Here is an 18,906-nt window from a genome sequence, read left to right on the forward strand (position 1 = left end):
AAATTGTTGGAGATAGAGCATGGGATTTGTTTGGTTTTCTTTTTTAAGTTTGTAAATTTCTAGTATCCAGTATTTTAAAAACTGTTTAAAACGTTTGATAAGTACTTGGGATCAAGTCTGATTTACCCCCTAAAGTTAGCATTGTTCGAAAGTGTAAGGTCTAATTATACTGCGCTTTTGAGGCGACGACTTTGAAAAATATAAAATGCCAGGTTTTTCGAAAGCTTTGAATAATTCAATTTCATAATTTAAAGTATAGAAGAAATACATTTTTTGATTTCAAACTTCCTGCCTTGTACGAAAATTTAGTTTTAAGGCTGATAAAAAGTTGTTAGTTGTATAGGTAAAGAGTTGCCCAACGAAGTGCTGTAAGGACGACTTGTGTAGTCAGAGGATGGGATACTAAAAAAGATCGCCCTATGCACCGGCTTTGCAACCGGTGCATAGGGCGATCCTATACTTATGTTAAATCTAAAATAGATTATTTGCTAAATTGGCCTGGTGCGAGTTTCTGAATTTTTATTGTACTTGCATTTCCTTGGCTGTCTAAAAGCCGGAGCACATAAAAGCCCGGTCGCAACTTGCTTTCTCTCAGGTTAACATGTAATTCTGATCCGAATACTTGAATTAAGCCGGTTTGTTGGTATACAAGTCTGCCCGTCATGTCATAAATCAGAACTGCCTGAACTTCTTCAGAGGCTTCGGTAAACCTAACCGTTAGCTGTTCCGAAAAAGGATTCGGATACAGCTGGATATTAGTTGGTGGAGATATAGCCTCCATTGTAACTAAGTTATTAACAAGCGCTAAGCCTCCTGCTTTGTAAGGCGATAGTCTGTTCCCTGGTATCGGGCGTTCCATCGTGCCTGCCGGTAGCTGCCATCCCACCGAGAGGTGGTCGCCACCGCCCTGCTCCTTGTGCAGCGCCTCGATGTAGTAGCGCCTGCCGGCCTCCAGCGTCACCTTCGCCGACTGCTGGCTGGGGTACTTGCTCCACTCGTTCTGCCCCGTCCACCGGTCCACCAGCGCGATCCTTGTCTTGAGGGCCGGGTTCTCCGAGGTGCTCAGCCACAGCTCGGCCACGTCGTCGGCGGCCAGCCAGAAGGTGTAGGCCCCGGTGGCGGGGGCCGTGACGTAGCCGCGCACCCGCTGGCCGTAGTTGTCGCCTATAAAGGCCGGCGATTGGAAGGAGGTGAGCTCGGTGACGGTGGTGGGCGTGCTGCTGAGCGGGATGCTCGCTACCGTGCTGCCATGGGCATTGGCCCAGTATTCTCTTGTAATGCTGCCTGCACTGGTTGGTCCACCTTTCACTGTAATATTTACAGGAGCCGACTCTACTATATGGCCTCCTGCATCTGTGGCCTTGGCAATAAGCGCATAAGCGCCAGCAGGCACATTCGTCCAGGTGCTAGTGTAGGGGCTGGTAGATGTTTCGGTTATTTTGATTCCGTTCTGATAGTACGCCACTTTCGTCCAGGCACGGGCCAGGTCTGTAAAGGTAACCCTTAAGGGGATATTGGTACCGGCATCGAATTTCTGCCCCTCGGTAGGTGCGGAAATAGACACAGGCTTATACACACCGCCACCACAATCTGGGTACAGGTCTACATGGTCTTCTCCACTCAGCCCTCCAGCGTCTGTTACTTTAAGAGAGATACGATAAAAGTATGTTTCCCCGTCGCAACCAATTGGAGAAATAGTGGTGGTAGTCGTAGGTTTATTGTCTATAGGTTCCGGGTGCGTGTGCTGGTTGTGGTGCAGAATAGTTTGCCAGGCATACTGCAATTGGCTCCCGCTGTGCTCTCTGTCGGTAACGGTAGCGGTCAGGTTATATACCTTTTGTTCCGTGAGCGGGTATAGTGTCCCTTCTGCAGGACTGGTAATGGTTACTACTGGGGCAGAGTTGTTCAGCGCAATAGTTAAAGTGGCGGTGGCAGAAAGTCCACCTGCATCTGTTACCTTTAACGTAACGGTAAACGATCTAACACTAGAAGAGGAAAAGGTATGTGTAGGACTTGCCTCTGAGGATACAGGGGTGCCATCGCCAAAGTTCCACTCGTACTTCAGTGCCTGCCCTTCGGGATCGGAGGAGCCACTGCTGCTAAACTTTACTGTAAGCGGGCTGCTCCCAGACAATTTATCGGCACTGGCCACCGCTTTGGGAGGCAGGTTTCCTGATTTATATGAAACCCGAATCACCTCCGTCGCATATTTTATATAATACAGCCCACCTGATACCGGATTGGTCGCAAAAGCTACTACAAAGGCATCATTGTCTTTAAAGTTGCTGATGCTTTTTGGCTGGTGTGCCGAATCAAAGCCAGCGCTCCTAATCCAGCCGGCTGCGTAGTCTCCAAAGAAATAGGTGTTTTTGTATTGCGCCGGAAAATCATCGCCAGTATACCAAATTCCTCCCGTGGCGGAACTCCCAGAGAACTGAGGCCCCGATACAGGCGAGGTGGAGGAGCCAATCATGGCAACAGTTGCATTCTCACCGTCGAAGGTGCCTGCTCTGGAACCGCCACCCCGGCTTTCGTGCTTCCATTCGAAAGCCGGGCGCGTGTGCACAAATAAACGGTATGTATTAGGTATGGGCTTGGTGTAGTCGCAGGGGTTACCGAAGTAGGCGGCCTGTGTTCTTTTTGGTTGCACCAGCATATTGCCATAGTAAAAGTATTGTTGTGTGCAGCCTCCCTGGCCGTATAATGGGTTTTGTGCAGCATGTTTGTTCGGAACCTGTTTGTGGTAATACCACTCATGTGGCTCCAGCCCCTCATAAATGGGCCAGCCAAAGTTCTGGCCGCTCCTGGTGGCCACGCTGATTTCTTCCCACACATGCCAGCCCACATCCCCAATATATAAAACGCCCGGAAAGCTGCTACTACCGCTACCTGGCTTCACAGTAAACCGAAACGGATTTCGGAGGCCAAGCGCCCAAACCCTGGATGCAGCAGAGCGGGGAGCAGTAGAATTATAGTAAGGGTTCGAAGGCAGTCCATTTCCTGTGGCAGGATCTATCCTCAATATCTTTCCGTTAATACTCTCAACCTGTTGCGACCGGTAGGCGCCAATATTATCTTTTTCTGTGATAATCCCATCTTTGATAGCCTGCGGAATATAGGTATCGTTTGGGTTTTGCGGGTCGTAGCCTGTATCTACATATCCGGCTGAGGCTGCATCGCCTACCGAAACCAGGAGAGAGCCATCTTCACCAAAAACCAGGGAGCCGACTCCATGTCCTAGATACAGTATAGGAATCCCTTGCGAAATGGTCTCTCCTATAAGCATTTTACGGCTGCTGAGATCGGTGCTTTTGCGGTTGTCGCTGGCACGGGCGGTGTAGCGGGTCAGGCGGCCAATGGTAGCATTAGAATACTCGTTGGCACTGGGGCTGTAGGTGCTTTTGCCGAAGTGGAGCAGGTGGTGCCTGTCTACAACATAAAGCAGGTAAAAGTACCCGTTACTATCAAAATTAGGGTCCAGCGCAAAACCCAGCATGCCGTGGTCGCGCCAATCGCCTACCTCTTCGCTTATGTCAATTAAAGGAGAGGGTAGTTTCTGTCCATTTTCCACTATCCAAACTTTTCCGGCTTTCTCCCAAACATACATCCGATTTCCATCTTTCGAAAAAGCCATTCCAACAGCGGCATTCCAGTTAGAGCCAATTTTCTCTGCAACAAATCCAGCCGGTTGTCCGGAGGCAGGTAGCGTAGAGAAGAATAGTAAAAGAAAGGTGCAGTAAAAGATCAGCCTGAGTGTTGCAATGCTACAAAAGGAATGAAATTGGCGTAACCGTAACTTACGGGCTGCCCTAAGTTTGATAAAAATAAACATAAGCCAATGAGTTGAAAAAGATGTAAGTAAACCCAATACAAAAATCACTGACAGGATCTTTTGGCTGTTTTAGATGATGCACACCAACTGACGCTGCAGACAAAAAGGCTACACAGTAAAACAAGCCAGGCAAATACCGCTTGTTACATGAGAAAGTAGGGAGAGGAGTATGAAGGCAGGTGCCTGCCTATACTGGCAGAACTGAACCTATGGTAGTAAATTTTACGATAATCTCTATAGTTAGTTGTTTTATTGTAAGAAAATATATGACTAATTAACCAGCTTTTAAGGGGAAATGAGGCACCTATAAGGTGAAATTTGTTGAAACAGCTTTTGTTATTTGGGAGAGGGAGTATCGTGTATTGGGGCAAGAACCATGGTATGCACTTTACAGGTGATGAAAACCGAAGGTTATCCTGAACACAAAATGGCGGGCCCCCTTACCCAAGAAGTACTTCTTGATTAAGGGGGCCCGCAAATGAACTGAGGGTAGATAGTGAGTTTCTAGAGGCCGTTTGATGAATGAAGGTATAGCTCCTCGATCTTGCCATGTTCATCTTTTACCGTATTACCGAGGCGGATAGTACTGCTGCTGTCTGCCTTCAGGAGCATGTCGATAATTTCGTTGACTGTAAAAACACCGACCACATTTCCTTTAGCGGAGTAAGTGATAATAGCCTCAGGGGTAAAATATCTTTGAATATCGGCGCTCCATCGTTGTCGTACAGCCAGAGGCACATCCTGGTTTTGCAGTTGCTGGAAGTAACCTGTTAAGGTTGCAGGTTTCCGGATACCTGTTCTGGGGCCAGTGGTTTTAGCAGGAGTTGAACTTCTGGTACTGTTGCCAACTGCTTTTTTTGCAGAAGCCGTTGGCGGGGCAGTTTTAGGCGCCTCGATAGTAGCTGTAACTGGCTTTTTTTCTGTTATCGGTGCAGTAGTATTGTTGGCCCCAGCTTTTGAATTACCTGTATCTTCGGGTGCATTGGTTGCCGGTGAAGAAAGATCTCCGTTCTTAACCACAATAGCTGTAGGTTCGGAAGATGTTAGATTGCGCCAGGAATCAGGGGCAAAGAAATAGAAATAAGAAAATGCGAGCAGCACCAACAGCAGGATTGCACTGATAAGAATTGGTTTCCAGGGAGAACGTTTCTCGTACTGTACCATCTTTACTGTCACCGTGCCAAAGCGTCCGAAGCTTTTCCAGGTTCCGTGTTCTAAATAGTATGCGCCTTCTTCTTCAAGTTCTGCCGCAGAGGGCCTTTTTTCCCAATCCGGATCCAGGCAGGCTTTCACCATTTGCTGTAGCTCCCGGGAGTAGCGGAAGGGCAGTTGCGGTATAGAAGCACCCTGCAACAAAGCAATGCCGCCATTGCCGAGCCAAGGCACTTCGCCGCTGCAGGCTTCGTACAAAATTACACCGAACGAAAATATATCGCTGGCAGCCGTGCTTCTGGGCTTAGACGAAAACATTTCAGGGGGTGCATATTCGGCCGGGGAGGCTACTCCCAGGCCTACCACCTTGCGTATGGCGCTACGGGTACGGCTGCTAATGCCAAAATCCGTTAGCACAAAATCGCCCTTGTCTGAGATCAGGATATTGTCGGGAGTCAGGTTTTTGTGTAGCGTTGGAATTTCATTCGCATGCAGGTAAAACAGTGCGCTGCCTGCTTGCTTCAGTAGTTGTGCCACCTCCGGCTCTGTAAGGGTACCCTGGTCGTGTAGCTTTTGCCTGAGGGAGCCGTTGTGCATAAAGGGCAAAACCTGGTAGGGTACTCCCTCTTGCAAGCCTGTTTCAAAGGGTTGTAGTAAGTTAGGGTGTGCAAGTGTATTAGCCTTTTCCAGGTCCTGCATTAGCTGAGCCAAGCTTTGCTCATCTAATCTACTCTGTGGTGCAAATATCTTTATTCCTACAACCACTCCATTCTCCAATAGGTCTTCCGCCTTCCAAAGCTCCGTAATACCCCTGGAGCCAATCAACTCTTTTAACAAAAAGCGATCTGCAAAAACATTGTCTCTATGAAGTGTAGGCATAAGTAACGTGGTATGCATCTATTGTTTCGTTTAGCAGCATCGTGTGCTGGATCCTTCAATATTTTACGTACGGTTTGCTGAAAGGCAACCAATTCAAAACTTTTATTAAGTTATTATTACGAAAAAGAGCAGGAGAGAGTGTATAAGAAGCGGCATCTGCAGCAGAAAAAGCATAGCAAGAGCGGGAATTTAGGTGATTTTGTTTGTCCTAGAAAGCTTTAAGGTTTCAACATTGAACATTGCCGAATTTGATTTTTACATGGGCTTGTATAATGAAAGCTTACCGGGACCATAGCTGAAAGCTTTTAAAAACGAAACTTCTTGGTGCAGTGATAATTGATAGACTATGCTGTTCCTGTCGCCATACTTTAAGTAGTTTAGCCACTTTGTAATTAAAATTCTTCTAATGAAGTTGGCCTTTCTGAGGCCTTTATGAGATTTAAGGCCTTGGGCTTCTTGGCGCTTTACTGCTGCCTCTGGAGACATCTTTGATTTTCAATAAAAATAAGCGCAGCTCTCAATTCTTCTAATTAAAATAGGCTTGCGAAGTTTTTCTGGCTGTAAATTGCAAAGGGGCTTCTGCATTGTTAAATCCTCCTTTGCCAAACCTATGCAGTTTTATATTTAGGTGCACTCGGAAATATGGAGTAGTCAATCGCTACCGCAACAACTGATCCGGTGCCCTCTTGCCACCTGTTATAGAGCTGCCTTCTGCGCTCCTCGGCCGAGAGGCCGCGTTTTCCCTTCCGGCGCTGTTTATTTGAATCTGCCCTCGCTCCGCTGCAGGCTGCTGAGCGAGGCTCAGCACCGGAAAAAATGTAAGGCACCTGCAGGAAAACTGGAGAAGCTGCACACGATCGGCCCTAAAAAGCTTAAAACATAAAAGTAAAGTGTTTTTAATCAACACAGGGAGCAATTGTTAATTCTCGAGTTCACGTTATAATAAAGGCATTTGCATCCATTTACTTTAAACCGGTAGGTGGTGGAGTAAAGCCTTTGGCTGATTAAATAAATACCCGCACCCCGGAGTAGTTCTGACGAAATTCGGAGGGGGTACAGCCGTTTTTCTTTCTAAAAATGCGGTTAAAGTACGAGAGGTTGTTAAACCCGCATTTATAGGATATTTCTGATATAGTTTCTGTAGTGTCGATGAGCATGCGGGAGGCATGGCCCAGACGTATCTCGTTCAGGCTATCAATAAAAGTCTTGCCAGTACATTTTTTTATGAATCGGCTAAACGACACCTCTGGCATACTAACCACTTTGGACACATCTGCTAGCGACACATTTTTGTCGTAATAGGTCTGCATATACTCAAAAGCCTTTTCTATCCGACGGCTATGGTAATTAATCTGGTCGGATGTAAAGGTGCTGTTGGACAGTGTGCGCATATTACGGGAAGTAGACAGGTCGTGAAGAATTGAGATAAGTTCTAACACAGAATCGAATCCACTCTTTTGGGTTAGCTGAACCAACCTTGGTCTGAAAGCTTCCTTCGTCTCTCTCGAAAAAGAAATTCCTTTAGAGGCTCGCTCCAGCAACGACCTAATAAAATTAAGCTGATTTCTGCGAAGGAATTTCTCATCAAATAAATCGCGGTGAAACTGAAGGGTGATTTCATAGATTTCTTTGCTCTTGCACTCATGAGTAAACCAACCATGTGGCAGGTTACTACCCACTAGAACTAGTTCTAGGTCATCAATTACTTCTATATGGTCTCCTACTATGCGCTTAGTGCCAGCCGCATTGGCTATAAAATTCAGCTCAAATTCCTCATGGTTATGGAGCGGGAAATCAAATCCCTGTTTTACCCTCGAAAATATTGTAAAACAATCGTTTTGAGTGAGGGGTGTAATCTCTCTATATATGGTGCTCATGAAAAATTAAAATAAGGTATCATATAAATTTTAGATGCAGATCAATTTTTAAAAAATACTAACTATCGATAGTGTGGTTAAACTCAAATTTAGGAGAGTTTCATTTAAATCAAACTTAGGGTCAATGTAAAAAAGAATTTAGATTTTATAAGAATGGATTTAACAAATAGATAAAATAGGTTGTGCCTTATTTCGATTTCTAGTTACAGCTGTTGAAGCAAATTTGATTATCTATACTTTCCAGGAAAGTGATATCTATCTGCATTTTATTTGATTAATCTTCCGCAAACTGGGAAAAGTGTTTATGAAAGTAGTTTACCGTTCCTTTATTTAAGTTAAAGTAAAGATAAATAATTTGATAAAATAGTACTATGCCTTTGGTAAAGGAAAGCTTTAGATTTGCTAACGAATATTTGTAAAGCGTTTTGCCAATATTTGTCATATATATTAAGATGCCATTAGAATCATTTAGTTTAAAGTCTCCACAGAAAGACTGCTCAAGCCAATTTCAACAGGAAAAGTCCTCCTCCAGAAAGGGGTAAAAAGCTTCTTGGTAATAATGTTATGTAATCAAAGCACTCATTTACATAGATATAGTAGGAGATTGAAAAAGAGTTTACACCTCATAAACCAGAAAATCAATGGAAGAGCCCACAGCAAAAATACCATTTCAGGTCTATCTGGAGGACGTGGAGCAGGAGCTATCCCACATTCTAAACTTCTGGATGCTTAAGAGCCTTGACAATGTGAACGGTGGCTTTGTGGCAAAAATGGCTGATAACGGAACAGTAGATGAGAGCGCACCGAAAGGCAGCGTATTGAATGCCAGGGTTTTATGGTCGTTTTCAGCTGCCTATCTTCAAGCATCCACTGCACAATACCTTATGGTAGCTGATAGGGCTTACAATTATATAGTAGGTCATTTTTTAGATAAAGCATGTGGAGGAGTGTTCTGGTCTGTAGACGCTGCCGGCAAACCACTCGACACCCGTAAGCAAATTTACGCACTGGCTTATATGATTTATGGCCTGAGTGAGTATTACAAAGCCACACAGAAGGCGCAGGCGCTGCAACTATGCCAGCAATTGTTTCTATGGATTGAGAAGTTTAGTTTAGATCCGGTTCAGGGTGGATATTTGGAGGCATTTAGCAGAGATGGGCAGCTACTCGATGACCTTCGTCTTAGCCCCAAAGACCGAAACAACCCCAAAACAATGAATACGCACCTGCATGTACTGGAGGCATATGCTAACTTGTACCGTGTTTGGCCGGATCAGCATCTGAGGGTGCAGTTAAAGAAGCTGCTAATCATCTTTCTAAAGCGCATTGTTAACCCTAGCACAAGTCACCTCAACTTGTTTTTTGATCGCAACTGGAACTCTGTCGCTGATATGGTATCGTATGGGCATGATATAGAAGCATCCTGGCTTTTAGTAGAGGCTGCGCGGACTCTAGGTGAAAAGGAACTGCTTGATGAAACAGAAAGGGTAGCGGTGGCCTTGGCAAATGCAAGCACAGAGGGGCTTCAAACAGATGGCAGCCTGTACCATGAGGTAGATAATGAAAGCCTGCATTACGACAAGCATCGTGAATGGTGGGTAAGCGCCGAGGCTATGGTGGGCTTCATGAACGCCTTTCAGATTACACAGGATTATAAATATCTGGAGTATTCATGGAATGCATGGCAGTTTGCCAAAAAACACCTGCTGGACAAAGAGCAAGGAGAGTGGTACTGGGGTGTGAACGATGATTACAGTTTGATGGTAAGCTACGATAAAATAGGTTTCTGGAAATGCCCTTACCACAATACCCGCGCCTGTCTGGAAGTGCTGCAACGTTGCCGTACCCTGCATGAGGGAGAAATAGTTTTCAATAAAAATCAAATCACTACAAATTAAATACCTTGGCTGCTTTTGCAGGCATGCTTACCCACGTCAATCATGAAATTAAAAACTATCCTTGCCACTTTGCTTTTTGTTGCTGCAGGTATTGCCGCTAATGCTCAATCCGTTAAAAAGCATGGGCAGTTGCAGGTGGAGGGCAAACAGCTGCAAGACCAGCACGGAAACCCTGTTGTACTGCGCGGAATGAGCTTCGGCTGGCATAACTTCTGGCCCCGTTTTTATAATGCAGGTACCGTACAATGGTTGCGAAAAGACTGGAACTGTGGTGTGGTGCGGGCGGCCATAGGTGTAGGACCTAAAGACAGCTACCTGGAGAAGCCGGAGTGGTCTATTGGAAAGGCAAAAGCTGTTATAGATGCGGCCATTAAGGAAGATATGTATGTGATAATTGACTGGCACAGCCACGACATACACCTGGAAGAGGCGAAGAAGTTTTTTACCCTTATGGCGCAAACCTACGGAAAGAACCCGCATATAATTTATGAGATTTTTAATGAGCCCGATCAGGAGAGTTGGGAGGAGGTAAAATCTTACGCTATAGAAGTAATTAAAGCCATTAGGGCCATAGACCCCGATAATATTATTTTAGTAGGTACGCCGCACTGGGACCAGGATGTGCATCTGGCAGCTGATAACCCCATAACGGGCTATGGGAACCTCATGTACACGCTCCACTTTTATGCTGCCACGCATAAACAAGAACTCCGGAACAGAGGCGATTATGCGCTAAGCAAAGGGCTTCCACTTTTCATCTCAGAGTCAGCGGGCATGGAGGCTTCCGGTGATGGGCCACTTAACGAAGAGGAGTGGAAGAAGTGGATAGACTGGGCAGAAAAAAACAAAATTAGCTGGGTCACCTGGTCTGTTTCCGATAAAGATGAAACCTGCTCTGTGTTATTGCCTAGTGCCAGTTCAACGGGTGGCTGGAAGGAAAAAGATCTAAAAAAATCGGGGGTACTGTCGCGTGCCATGCTCAGAGAGTTTGCCGGGAAAAAGAAGTAGTTAGTATCAAAGCTCAGATCTGAAGGTGTAATTAAAACTGGACAATAAACTGCGAAAAACATTTAATTAAGACACTTTCAGAAATCGGTGTGCTGAAAGTTGTTTATCGACTGCTATAAGTAAAAAGTGTAGCCTGCAATTTCATTTATTCTGCTGCTATAGTATTGCAGGCTACAATACTTCTATTTTAGAGTGTATTTGATCGGGATGTTGTACCGCACCGGCACTGTTCTGCCATTTTGCTTGCCCGGCGACCAGCTAGGCATGCTTTTAATTACACGTATGGCCTCTTCGTCGCAACCTGCCCCTAATCCACGCAGCACCTCAATATCGCTTATTTCACCGGTTTTGCTAACCACAAATGAAACATAAACTGTACCTTCTATCTGTGCTCGTATGGCTTGCTGTGGATATTTAATGTTTTTGCCGATGTAGGCAAACATGGCAGCCTCTCCACCTGTGAAAGAAGGCATCTGTTCTGCAAAAAGTACTGGCTGCTCTACTACTACATCTGTTATGCCTGTTGCAGTGCCTGCGCCGTCCGGAACGCCAATATCTGGCAGGCCGCCTGCTACGCCTTCTACAGTTTTGGTGCCGGCGTCGATGGTGCGGAGTTCATCCACTTCCGGCAAGTCTTCGTTGGTGGCAACGTCTTGGTTAGCCTTTACAACTGGAGTGGTATATTTCAGTTGAGCCCTGATGGCAGGCTGCTGAGCCGGAGGCGGAGGTGTTGGCGGCGTAACATCCGGTAAGGGAGGTGGTGGCGGAATGTCGGGGATAGTTTCAAAAGGTATAACTCTGGTGTCCGGACCAGCTACCACTGTTACTGTGTCGCCGGCAATAAGGCGGCTGATTAGGGGCATGCTAACCAGCAGCAGAAAGAGGGTGCAGGCCATAAGGGCAGCTTTGGTGATATGCTCGCTGTATAGCTTGCGGAGCAGGTATGCGCCGTAGGCTTTGTTTCGCCCGTCGAACACAATGTCGTCAAGGCTTACTGCGGTAGTTAAGTGGTTTTGGTTCATGGTTATCCTCCTATTTTAGTTTTTAAAAGTTCTTTATCTTCGCCCTGCAGCTCTGCCAGGGCGTATCGTTTAGTAGCTGTTATCCGCACTTCATCCAGTATATCTACCAGGTTCTTGTAGCGTGACTCTTGAGTGGCTTTTATGAGCACAACCATTTTGTGGTTGTTGCGCACCCGGCCGGAGCCTAATACTTTCCGGATACCGTTGGCAGAGAAATCTGTGGTGGCTACTGGCGGCTCATCTCCCGGAAAGCCGAAGAAATAATGGACTTTATCTTCGGCACCAAGTACAACCGTTAAGGCATTTTCTTCTCTAACCGCTGTTTCACCATCCGGCACCGGCATTTGTAGCCCCATAAAGTGGAGTTTACTGAAGGTGGTGGTGAGCATAAAGAAAGTAAGCAGCAGAAACGCCAGGTCTACCATGGGTGTCATGTCGAGCTGGGTCTGCATTTTTTTGACTCTTCTTTTGCCGCCTTTCGTTGGGCTGGCGTTTTCCTGGATTTGTGCCATATGGGTCTCCTTTCTGTTTTGAATGCAATGCTAAGGTTCATTATCTGAATAGGGTAGGAGCAGGTACTGCTGCTTATTTACCCGGTAAAGTCGAACATGATAGTTTCCTGATTGTAACAGGTTGGGGCTGCCACTTCTGTTGCTTTGTTTCTTTCAAGATGCCAGAGCAACTCTAATTGCATAAATAGGGAAGAAAATATTTTTGGAGGTTGGAAAGCAAGAGGACGTACTTCTGCAGAAAGAGGAAAAGAGTATTTATGTGAAAAAGAAATGTAATCCGTTTAAATTCAGCTTGTTGTGATCTGTAGCCCTTATGCCGGATGAGGCTTGAAATGTAGAGGAAGGCTGTTTTTATTAGAAGAATTTATTTTGAAGTAATCTGCAATCAGATACCGGCATGCCAGGTGGAATAGTCCCGGCATTGAGGTGTGAGGCGGATAAGGTATTTTGTGCGGTAGCAGTTAATCAGACAAGCAATAACAAACAAGCCCTTCCAGAGATACAAAAAGTTGCTCTGGAAGGGCTTGTTTGTTACACAATGAACATTAGGCAAGAATGGTTGGCGGATAATTACTTTAAGTATTCCGCAGTTTCTGGTGGGCTTACACCTCGCCAACGGTGTGCGTTACAACGGCATTGCTCCATTCTTTATGACCGCAGGCTTCACATTTCCACTGAGAGTGTTTTTCATCGCTAACCAGGTAACCGCAGATGTTGCAGGAATAGTAATTATCAGCTTTTTCCTGCCTGTCGCGCATTTCTTCGTCCCATTCCGGAATTAGGGAAAGTCCAGGACTTGGGTCTTCGTGGAGGTAAAAAGTAAAATCGCCGGAGGTCTCGAGGTAGGCACGTTTTACCTGTCCCAGGTTCGATACGCCATTGCTTCTGAGTTCTGCCTGTAGTCTCTCCCGCGTTACCCTGTTTTTTTTCATGATGTCTAAAAGCATCTGGCCATCCTCAATCAGTACGCTGAGATCACCAAACGTTACGGATTCAAATTTTTCGCTTTTGGAGGCGTAATGTGAGATAATGCGCTGAATAACCACCACCACCAGGGCGATGATAACAGCCGGTAGCAAGCCTCGTTCAGGTGCCAGTATTGGAACCCCCACTGCCGCCGCCAAAGATACTAGGGCAGACATTTCAAGATTGCTTAACTGAGAAGCCATACGCTTGCCCATCAGACGCATACACAGCATAATGAGCAAATAAATGAAAAACACGCGCAGCACTACCTCTAGCAAAAATAGCCAAGGCAACTCCTTGCCTACCAATATGCGCATGATGTCGGTTATCTGATAATCCTGAGATTCCATTTTATAACTTCGTTTTCTTTATAATTAGGTGATTTAGCCCTGGGCATAGACGAGATCTTCTGCCTCTGGAAGGCCAGTTTCATTAGAATAATTTGGAAATGTTTTGCCTGGAGACAGGTGACGGGTCTGCAACAGGTCTTACTTTTTTCAGGGTGCCAACTTGAAAGCATGTTGAAGTTAATCGAATTGCTTTTCTTTTACATCCATAGAGGCAACCCAGTGATTATCGGCGCAATTATCGCATTCTTCATCCGGGTCCTGATCTGCTTGTATGGTGTTGCCGCATCTAAAGCAGGAGTAGTAATCGTCGCATTTTGGTTGCTCGTCCCAGAGCATTTTGTCTTGCTGTGGCAAAATGCTTAAACCCGGCCTTGTGTCTTGTCTTTTAAAAATGCTGAAATGGCCACAGGCCTCGAAATATACCCGCTCAATCTGCCCCAGGTGCTGCACCTTTTGCTTGCGCAACTGACTAAAAACCTGCTCGCGGGTAGCATTCGATTTATCAAAGGCATCCATAACCAAACAGCCGTCTTTTACTATTACACTTACCTTGCCTTGTGTTAGCGCCTCCACTTTGCTGTTGTTGAAGGCCCATAGATTGAGACCACGCTGAAATGCAATGGTGCAAAGGAGGGCTACAAAGGTGGGTAGTATTCCTCTTTCGGTTATCTGCATAGGAACAGATACAATGGCACCCAAAGTAATCATAACCGCCATTTCTGTTATAGTCATCTGGGCGTTCATTCGCTTGCCGAGTAGGCGCAACACAGCGTAAAGCAAAAGGTAAATTAGTATCGTCCGTACAAAAACCTCTACCAGGAAGAGCCAGGGATTTTCACCTGTTAAAATCCGTTCCCAGTCCGAAATGTTAATGTCATCTTTTTCCATGTAAACTAAAGTAATTTCAAACGATTGTATTTTTTATTCCGCTGTAGCAGCCTTACAACACAGGCAAAATGACCTGAAGCGTAAGAATTACTTAAAGCCCCAACCTGGTAAATTGCTACTGTTAAGGTTCAACTGCCATTAGCAAAAGCTGCCCTAACAAGGCTCTTTATACGGAAAATTGAGCATCAGAAGGAACAGTAAAAAAATTTAAGTATAAACACAGACTTAACTCCGTATTCCTTGCAATAGCACAAAAAATACAGACTGATTAAACGGTGCAAGCAAATAGCCACTGCCAGAAGTACATTTTTGTAATTTGCCAGACACAGTTGATAAACAGGTTCAGCATACCTATGGTTTTGCGCTTCTGGTTATAAATTCAAAAAAAGAAGCACCTGGCGTGGGCGAGGTGCTTCTGAAAAGAAGTTATAATACAAAATTATCTATTTGCTCTGCCTGGCAGGTATATTTGAAAGCCAAGCCCTAACGATAAGCCAGAAAGGCTGTTACCTGTGTTAATGTCAGCATTAGTTCTGGTATAACCCAGAATGGCTTCGAGGGCTACGTTGCTGGCAACAAAGTGGGAGTAACCTCCTCTTAAACCAAATACACTCGAAAAAATGGCATCGTCGTTACTGTCTTTCAAAGAGCTACCGCCAACACCTACTATGGCTTCTCCAAACCAGCGATGCGTGGGGGCTGCGCCTTCCGGAAAGTAATAGCGTATGAAGGGGGTAAGGCCATATCTAAAAACTTCTCCACCATCATATATCTGCAACCCTAGCTGAGCTTCGGCACCAACGGCTGCATTGTCGCTTATAAAATAGCCTGCCCGTGGATTAAGATCAATCTGGAAATTGTCTGATTTAAAGTTGAAGCCTATATTGCCCACATTGGCTCCCACCATCCAGTTGCCTTTTTGAATAGCCTCTGCAGCTACCGGAGCTGTAGTTTGAGGTCGGGGCAAATCCTGTGCAATTACAGAGCCTGCAAAAAATAGGATTGATGAAGTTAGTACAAGTAGTCGTTTCATAGTTTTATTGGTTTAGATGCTACACAAAATAAGATGATCTATCTAAGAAGATGACTATTTTTTTAACGCTGAAGTTGCAGGAAGGGTTATTGAAATAGATAAAATTAAATTACTGGTTTATAATTAGTTATTGATTTTTATGTTGTTTTTTGCTTTGCTATTTTATTCAGCTTCAGCAAAATAAGCCAATTTTAGATGACTGAAATCAAGGATTTTTAAAAGACGGACTTCACAGAATTTTATGCTTGCAGGAGCAGAGGAGGCTGCTTAAAATGATAATTATCCTATAAATTATTAAGTACCACTAGATGCTTAACAGTATAGATTCTGTATTTTTCCAATAAGGTAACTTGAGTAGTAATTAGGATTATTTTAAAATCTAGTGAAATTTTTATAGAAATGGCCTGCGGAATAAATTGCTGGTCCTGCATTACCTAAATTTGTACGGAGAAAGCTATGTTGTTCTCCCCGCACAAGTTAGATAGTTGTTAATTCAACTCTAAAATCCTGCTTTTCTACTGCGTTAGCACTATGCAAACCAGAATAGCAGCGGAAACAGGAAAGTAACTAATATAATCCATAAACTGTAGAGGGGGAGGAAAGCTGCAATGGTGTTACCTACTTCGCCAATTTCTCCTCTTTTGGTCAATACCCTAAATAGTTTTAACATCACAAATAGCAGGTTAATCAGGATAAGGATATTGCCCCCGAGTACCGCTATTCTGTTGGGTGTAATTCCCCACTCAGAAATCCGGAACAGAATGGCAGACAGGGCAATGCCATTTATAATAACAGTGACTGCAGATAGCAGGAACAGAATGGTTGTTGTCGCTTTGTTTTCTGTTACTCTGGATGTTTCGGCAACGGAAAAGAGGATAATGGCCATTACTCCGATCAGCAGCAAATTGAATAGAAGCAAAAATTCCCGGTCGTTGTATGGGTCTTTGCCAGAGTAAATGATAGCTATCAGGTAAACAACCAGCGTGACGAGCACAAGCGGGCTGAACAACCTGGCGATGACCGGCGATACCTTATTTACTAGTTGCGGATTGGTCTGGGTAAGGTAAGTGCCTACTATGGGAATGGCAGCCAGCCCACTAATCACAACGTACTCAAAATAGAGCTGCTCTATCTGGAGCCCGATCAGGGAGAAGAGCCCAATTGTTATTCCGGTTAAAATAACTCCTGAAATAATTAGCAAGGCAGCCATTACAACCAAGTCGCCATTGTATCTTAAATAGGCAAGTCGTGTTTCGTAGTTGCGCACATTATTGCCAATATAAGCCAGCCCTAATACAGACCACAAAAACAAAACCATGTGAATGCAGGACAAAACCAAGGTGTCGCTTTTGCCCTGGTGCGGAAGCGAATTAATAAAAACCAGCGCCAGCAAAATTGTAACTCCAAGAAAAGCGACAAGCCTGAACGGAAGCTTGTTTTTCCATGCAAAGTAGCTTGTAAGGAAAGGGAAAACGATGAAACCAATGTTCCTCTGGTAAAAAAGGTCTTCCTCCAATTGGAAAATGGAAGGAAACTTTGCCACCAAACCTGCCACCAAAGAAGCTATGATAACAAACAGCAACTCTTTTCTGGATCCCCAGGATATGTCTTCGGTCATGTAATTCAATCGTTCGTGCCAGAACTCCAGTAGGGGGCTGGCGTTGTGCTGGAGGTCCGGGTACAGCCCATTAAAAGCTTTTCTGAAGCTGTGTTTGTTATCCCGGTACAGCTTTTCTAGCTGACCTGGGTTATTAATGTTGGCTATAATGTGATCTTTCATAGTGGAATCGATTTTGTCATTCATGATTTTTTATGAAAAGTACTTTGTGTTTCAAAGTAAAAGGATAAAAAAATTAATCGTTGTTTCTGTTATTTAGAATAAGCTGCTCCAGGGCATCCAGGTGTTCTTTAAAGGCAGTTTTGCCCTCGTTAGTGGCCTGGTAGTTGGTGTTGGGTTTCCTGCCTACAAACTGCTTCTCTACCCGCAGGTAGCTTGCTTCCTCCAGGGCTCGTAAGTGGCTGGCCAGGTTGCCATCAGTTAGCTGTAGCGTTTCCTTCAGGGTGTTAAAATTTACCCGGTCCTCTACCATGAGTACCGACATAATGCCGAGTCTGGCCTTGCTTTCGAAGGCCTTGTTTATATTTTCAAGATACTCTCTCACCCTGTCAGCTTTTTTAGCGCTCGTACTTGTAGTACATAATGGTGCCGTACAAAACATGGAGCACGCCAAAACCGATTGTCCACGAGAGCAATCCATACCCAATAAAGAAACAAGCCAACAGCCCCAATGCAATTTCGCAGAGGCCCAGGTAACGTATGTCGCTGAGGGTGTATTTGCTGCCGTTGATCAGGGCAAGGCCATAAAACAGGAGCATGGCCGGGGCTACTAAGTACACAATGCCATGGTAGAGCAGCACGGCGCAAAACAGACCTCCGGTAGCCAACGGAATGGCCATGTTCAGGAGCAGGCGCCGTACTTTACTGTCCCAGATCGGCTGCTGTCTTTGGCGGGCATTACGGGTGGTAAAATAAATGGCAACTGCAATGGCCAGTACCATAACCCCCAATGCCACCGACAAGAGAAAAACCAGTACCTCAAAGTCCAGGCCTCTCGCGATGGCAGTACGATAGTTAATGTTGTTTGTGCTCAGGTACCATTTCACCACAGCTGCACCGGCCAGTGCAACTACACCTGCAAATACTCCGGAAAGGCCGCTCAACGAAATAAAGCGGCTAGACCGATCCATAATGTTGCGGATCTCCTGCAAGGTGGCAAGTTGCTCGTGTTGTTGATTCATATAAAGTACTTTGTGTTTCAAAGTTAAAATTTGTTTTTGAAATTCCAAGTAAAGGAGCGGGAGATTTTTGTACCTGGCACCGCAGGTAGAATACTTCTGTGTTCAAAGCTTCTGAGAGCTACCTGTACCCTAAGCTAAAATGTCTTCTGCTTACCTCCGGAAGGCCAATTTTATTAGAAGAATTGTGCTTTAGAGTATGTGGGTTCTGGATGATTAAAAAGCTCTGTATGCAAATAAGTAATTTTCTAAATCAGCTTGGCAGATAAAAATTACTATCGTATTATTGCAATGATACGATAGAAGAGCGACACAACATGGGCATTTCCAAGACCGATTTATTTACGGAGCGGCAAAACGAATTGGCAAAGGTAGCCAAGGTGCTGGCACACCCGGCCCGCATTGCTATCGTCGATTATTTGATTGAGGCAAATACCTGCATTAACGGGGAGCTGGTAAACAGCCTTGGGCTGGCACAGGCAACCATCAGCCAGCACTTGCGGGAGCTAAAGGAGATCGGTTTAATTAAAGGATCGATTGAAGGAGCAACTGTATGCTATTGCATAGATGCAGAGCGGTGGCGTGAACTACAGACATTGTTCAACGAACTCTTTCAGCGGTTCACTGGGGGTGGTAACAACTGCTGCTGAAGCTAAATCAGCTACCTAAATAGTGCCAATTAAACTGTTAATT

General features: G+C 45.0%; 14 protein-coding genes. 3 read left to right on the forward strand and 11 right to left on the reverse strand.

Going from position 1 to position 18,906, the window contains the following annotated elements:
- Positions 1-481: 481 nt before the first annotated feature.
- The 3 genes from ACMA1I_RS07885 to ACMA1I_RS07895 all read right to left on the reverse strand — a co-directional run bounded on the left by ACMA1I_RS07885 (position 482) and on the right by ACMA1I_RS07895 (position 7,740).
- Positions 482-3,832, reverse strand: a complete 3,351-nt coding sequence (locus ACMA1I_RS07885) for a PQQ-dependent sugar dehydrogenase (protein WP_337067760.1) — start codon at positions 3,830-3,832, stop codon at positions 482-484.
- 504 nt (positions 3,833-4,336) lie between these two features.
- Entirely contained in the window at positions 4,337-5,863 is a 1,527-nt protein-coding gene (locus tag ACMA1I_RS07890; RefSeq protein ID WP_414703882.1) for a protein kinase domain-containing protein, read from the reverse strand.
- A gap of 1,004 nt (positions 5,864-6,867) precedes the next feature.
- Entirely contained in the window at positions 6,868-7,740 is an 873-nt protein-coding gene (locus ACMA1I_RS07895) for an AraC family transcriptional regulator (protein ID WP_337067762.1), read from the reverse strand.
- A gap of 641 nt (positions 7,741-8,381) precedes the next feature.
- Between ACMA1I_RS07895 and ACMA1I_RS07900 the strand changes: the two genes are divergently transcribed.
- Both ACMA1I_RS07900 and ACMA1I_RS07905 read left to right on the forward strand, forming a co-directional pair.
- Positions 8,382-9,638 (forward strand): AGE family epimerase/isomerase, encoded by a 1,257-nt coding sequence (locus tag ACMA1I_RS07900; RefSeq protein WP_337067763.1) that lies wholly within the window; start codon positions 8,382-8,384, stop codon positions 9,636-9,638.
- Positions 9,639-9,680: 42 nt separating this feature from the next.
- Positions 9,681-10,646 carry a glycoside hydrolase family 5 protein gene (locus ACMA1I_RS07905; protein WP_337067764.1) on the forward strand — a complete coding sequence of 322 codons (966 nt, stop codon included), beginning with the start codon at positions 9,681-9,683 and terminating at the stop codon, positions 10,644-10,646.
- A 182-nt stretch (positions 10,647-10,828) separates the two neighbouring features.
- Here the strand turns inward: ACMA1I_RS07905 and ACMA1I_RS07910 are convergent, their stop codons facing one another.
- From ACMA1I_RS07910 to ACMA1I_RS07945, 8 genes are all read right to left on the reverse strand, one after another.
- A complete protein-coding gene (locus ACMA1I_RS07910) occupies positions 10,829-11,668 on the reverse strand; it encodes an energy transducer TonB (RefSeq protein WP_337067765.1) in 840 nt (279 codons plus the stop codon).
- A 2-nt stretch (positions 11,669-11,670) separates the two neighbouring features.
- A complete protein-coding gene (locus tag ACMA1I_RS07915; protein WP_337067766.1) occupies positions 11,671-12,180 on the reverse strand; it encodes a biopolymer transporter ExbD in 510 nt (169 codons plus the stop codon).
- A 602-nt stretch (positions 12,181-12,782) separates the two neighbouring features.
- On the reverse strand, positions 12,783-13,496 hold the full coding sequence (locus ACMA1I_RS07920) for a DUF421 domain-containing protein (protein ID WP_337067767.1): 714 nt from the start codon (positions 13,494-13,496) through the stop codon (positions 12,783-12,785).
- A gap of 177 nt (positions 13,497-13,673) precedes the next feature.
- Entirely contained in the window at positions 13,674-14,384 is a 711-nt protein-coding gene (locus tag ACMA1I_RS07925) for a DUF421 domain-containing protein (protein WP_337067768.1), read from the reverse strand.
- A 439-nt stretch (positions 14,385-14,823) separates the two neighbouring features.
- Positions 14,824-15,417, reverse strand: coding sequence for a hypothetical protein (locus ACMA1I_RS07930; protein ID WP_337067769.1), 594 nt, complete (start codon positions 15,415-15,417; stop codon positions 14,824-14,826).
- A 529-nt stretch (positions 15,418-15,946) separates the two neighbouring features.
- Positions 15,947-17,221: a hypothetical protein gene (locus ACMA1I_RS07935; RefSeq protein WP_337067770.1), complete on the reverse strand. Its 1,275-nt coding sequence runs from the start codon at positions 17,219-17,221 to the stop codon at positions 15,947-15,949.
- A gap of 49 nt (positions 17,222-17,270) precedes the next feature.
- Positions 17,271-17,519 carry a winged helix-turn-helix domain-containing protein gene (locus tag ACMA1I_RS07940; protein WP_414703888.1) on the reverse strand — a complete coding sequence of 83 codons (249 nt, stop codon included), beginning with the start codon at positions 17,517-17,519 and terminating at the stop codon, positions 17,271-17,273.
- A 73-nt stretch (positions 17,520-17,592) separates the two neighbouring features.
- Entirely contained in the window at positions 17,593-18,216 is a 624-nt protein-coding gene (locus tag ACMA1I_RS07945; RefSeq protein ID WP_337067772.1) for a hypothetical protein, read from the reverse strand.
- A 314-nt stretch (positions 18,217-18,530) separates the two neighbouring features.
- On the opposite strand from ACMA1I_RS07945, the gene ACMA1I_RS07950 reads away from it, so the two are divergent.
- The gene (locus ACMA1I_RS07950; RefSeq protein ID WP_337067773.1) at positions 18,531-18,863 is read left to right on the forward strand and encodes a metalloregulator ArsR/SmtB family transcription factor; all 333 of its coding nucleotides are present in this window, start codon (positions 18,531-18,533) and stop codon (positions 18,861-18,863) included.
- Positions 18,864-18,906 lie beyond the last annotated feature (43 nt).

The sequence above is a fragment of the Pontibacter sp. 13R65 genome (genome assembly GCF_047525655.1).
In the GTDB taxonomy this organism is placed as follows: Bacteria; Bacteroidota; Bacteroidia; order Cytophagales; family Hymenobacteraceae; genus Pontibacter.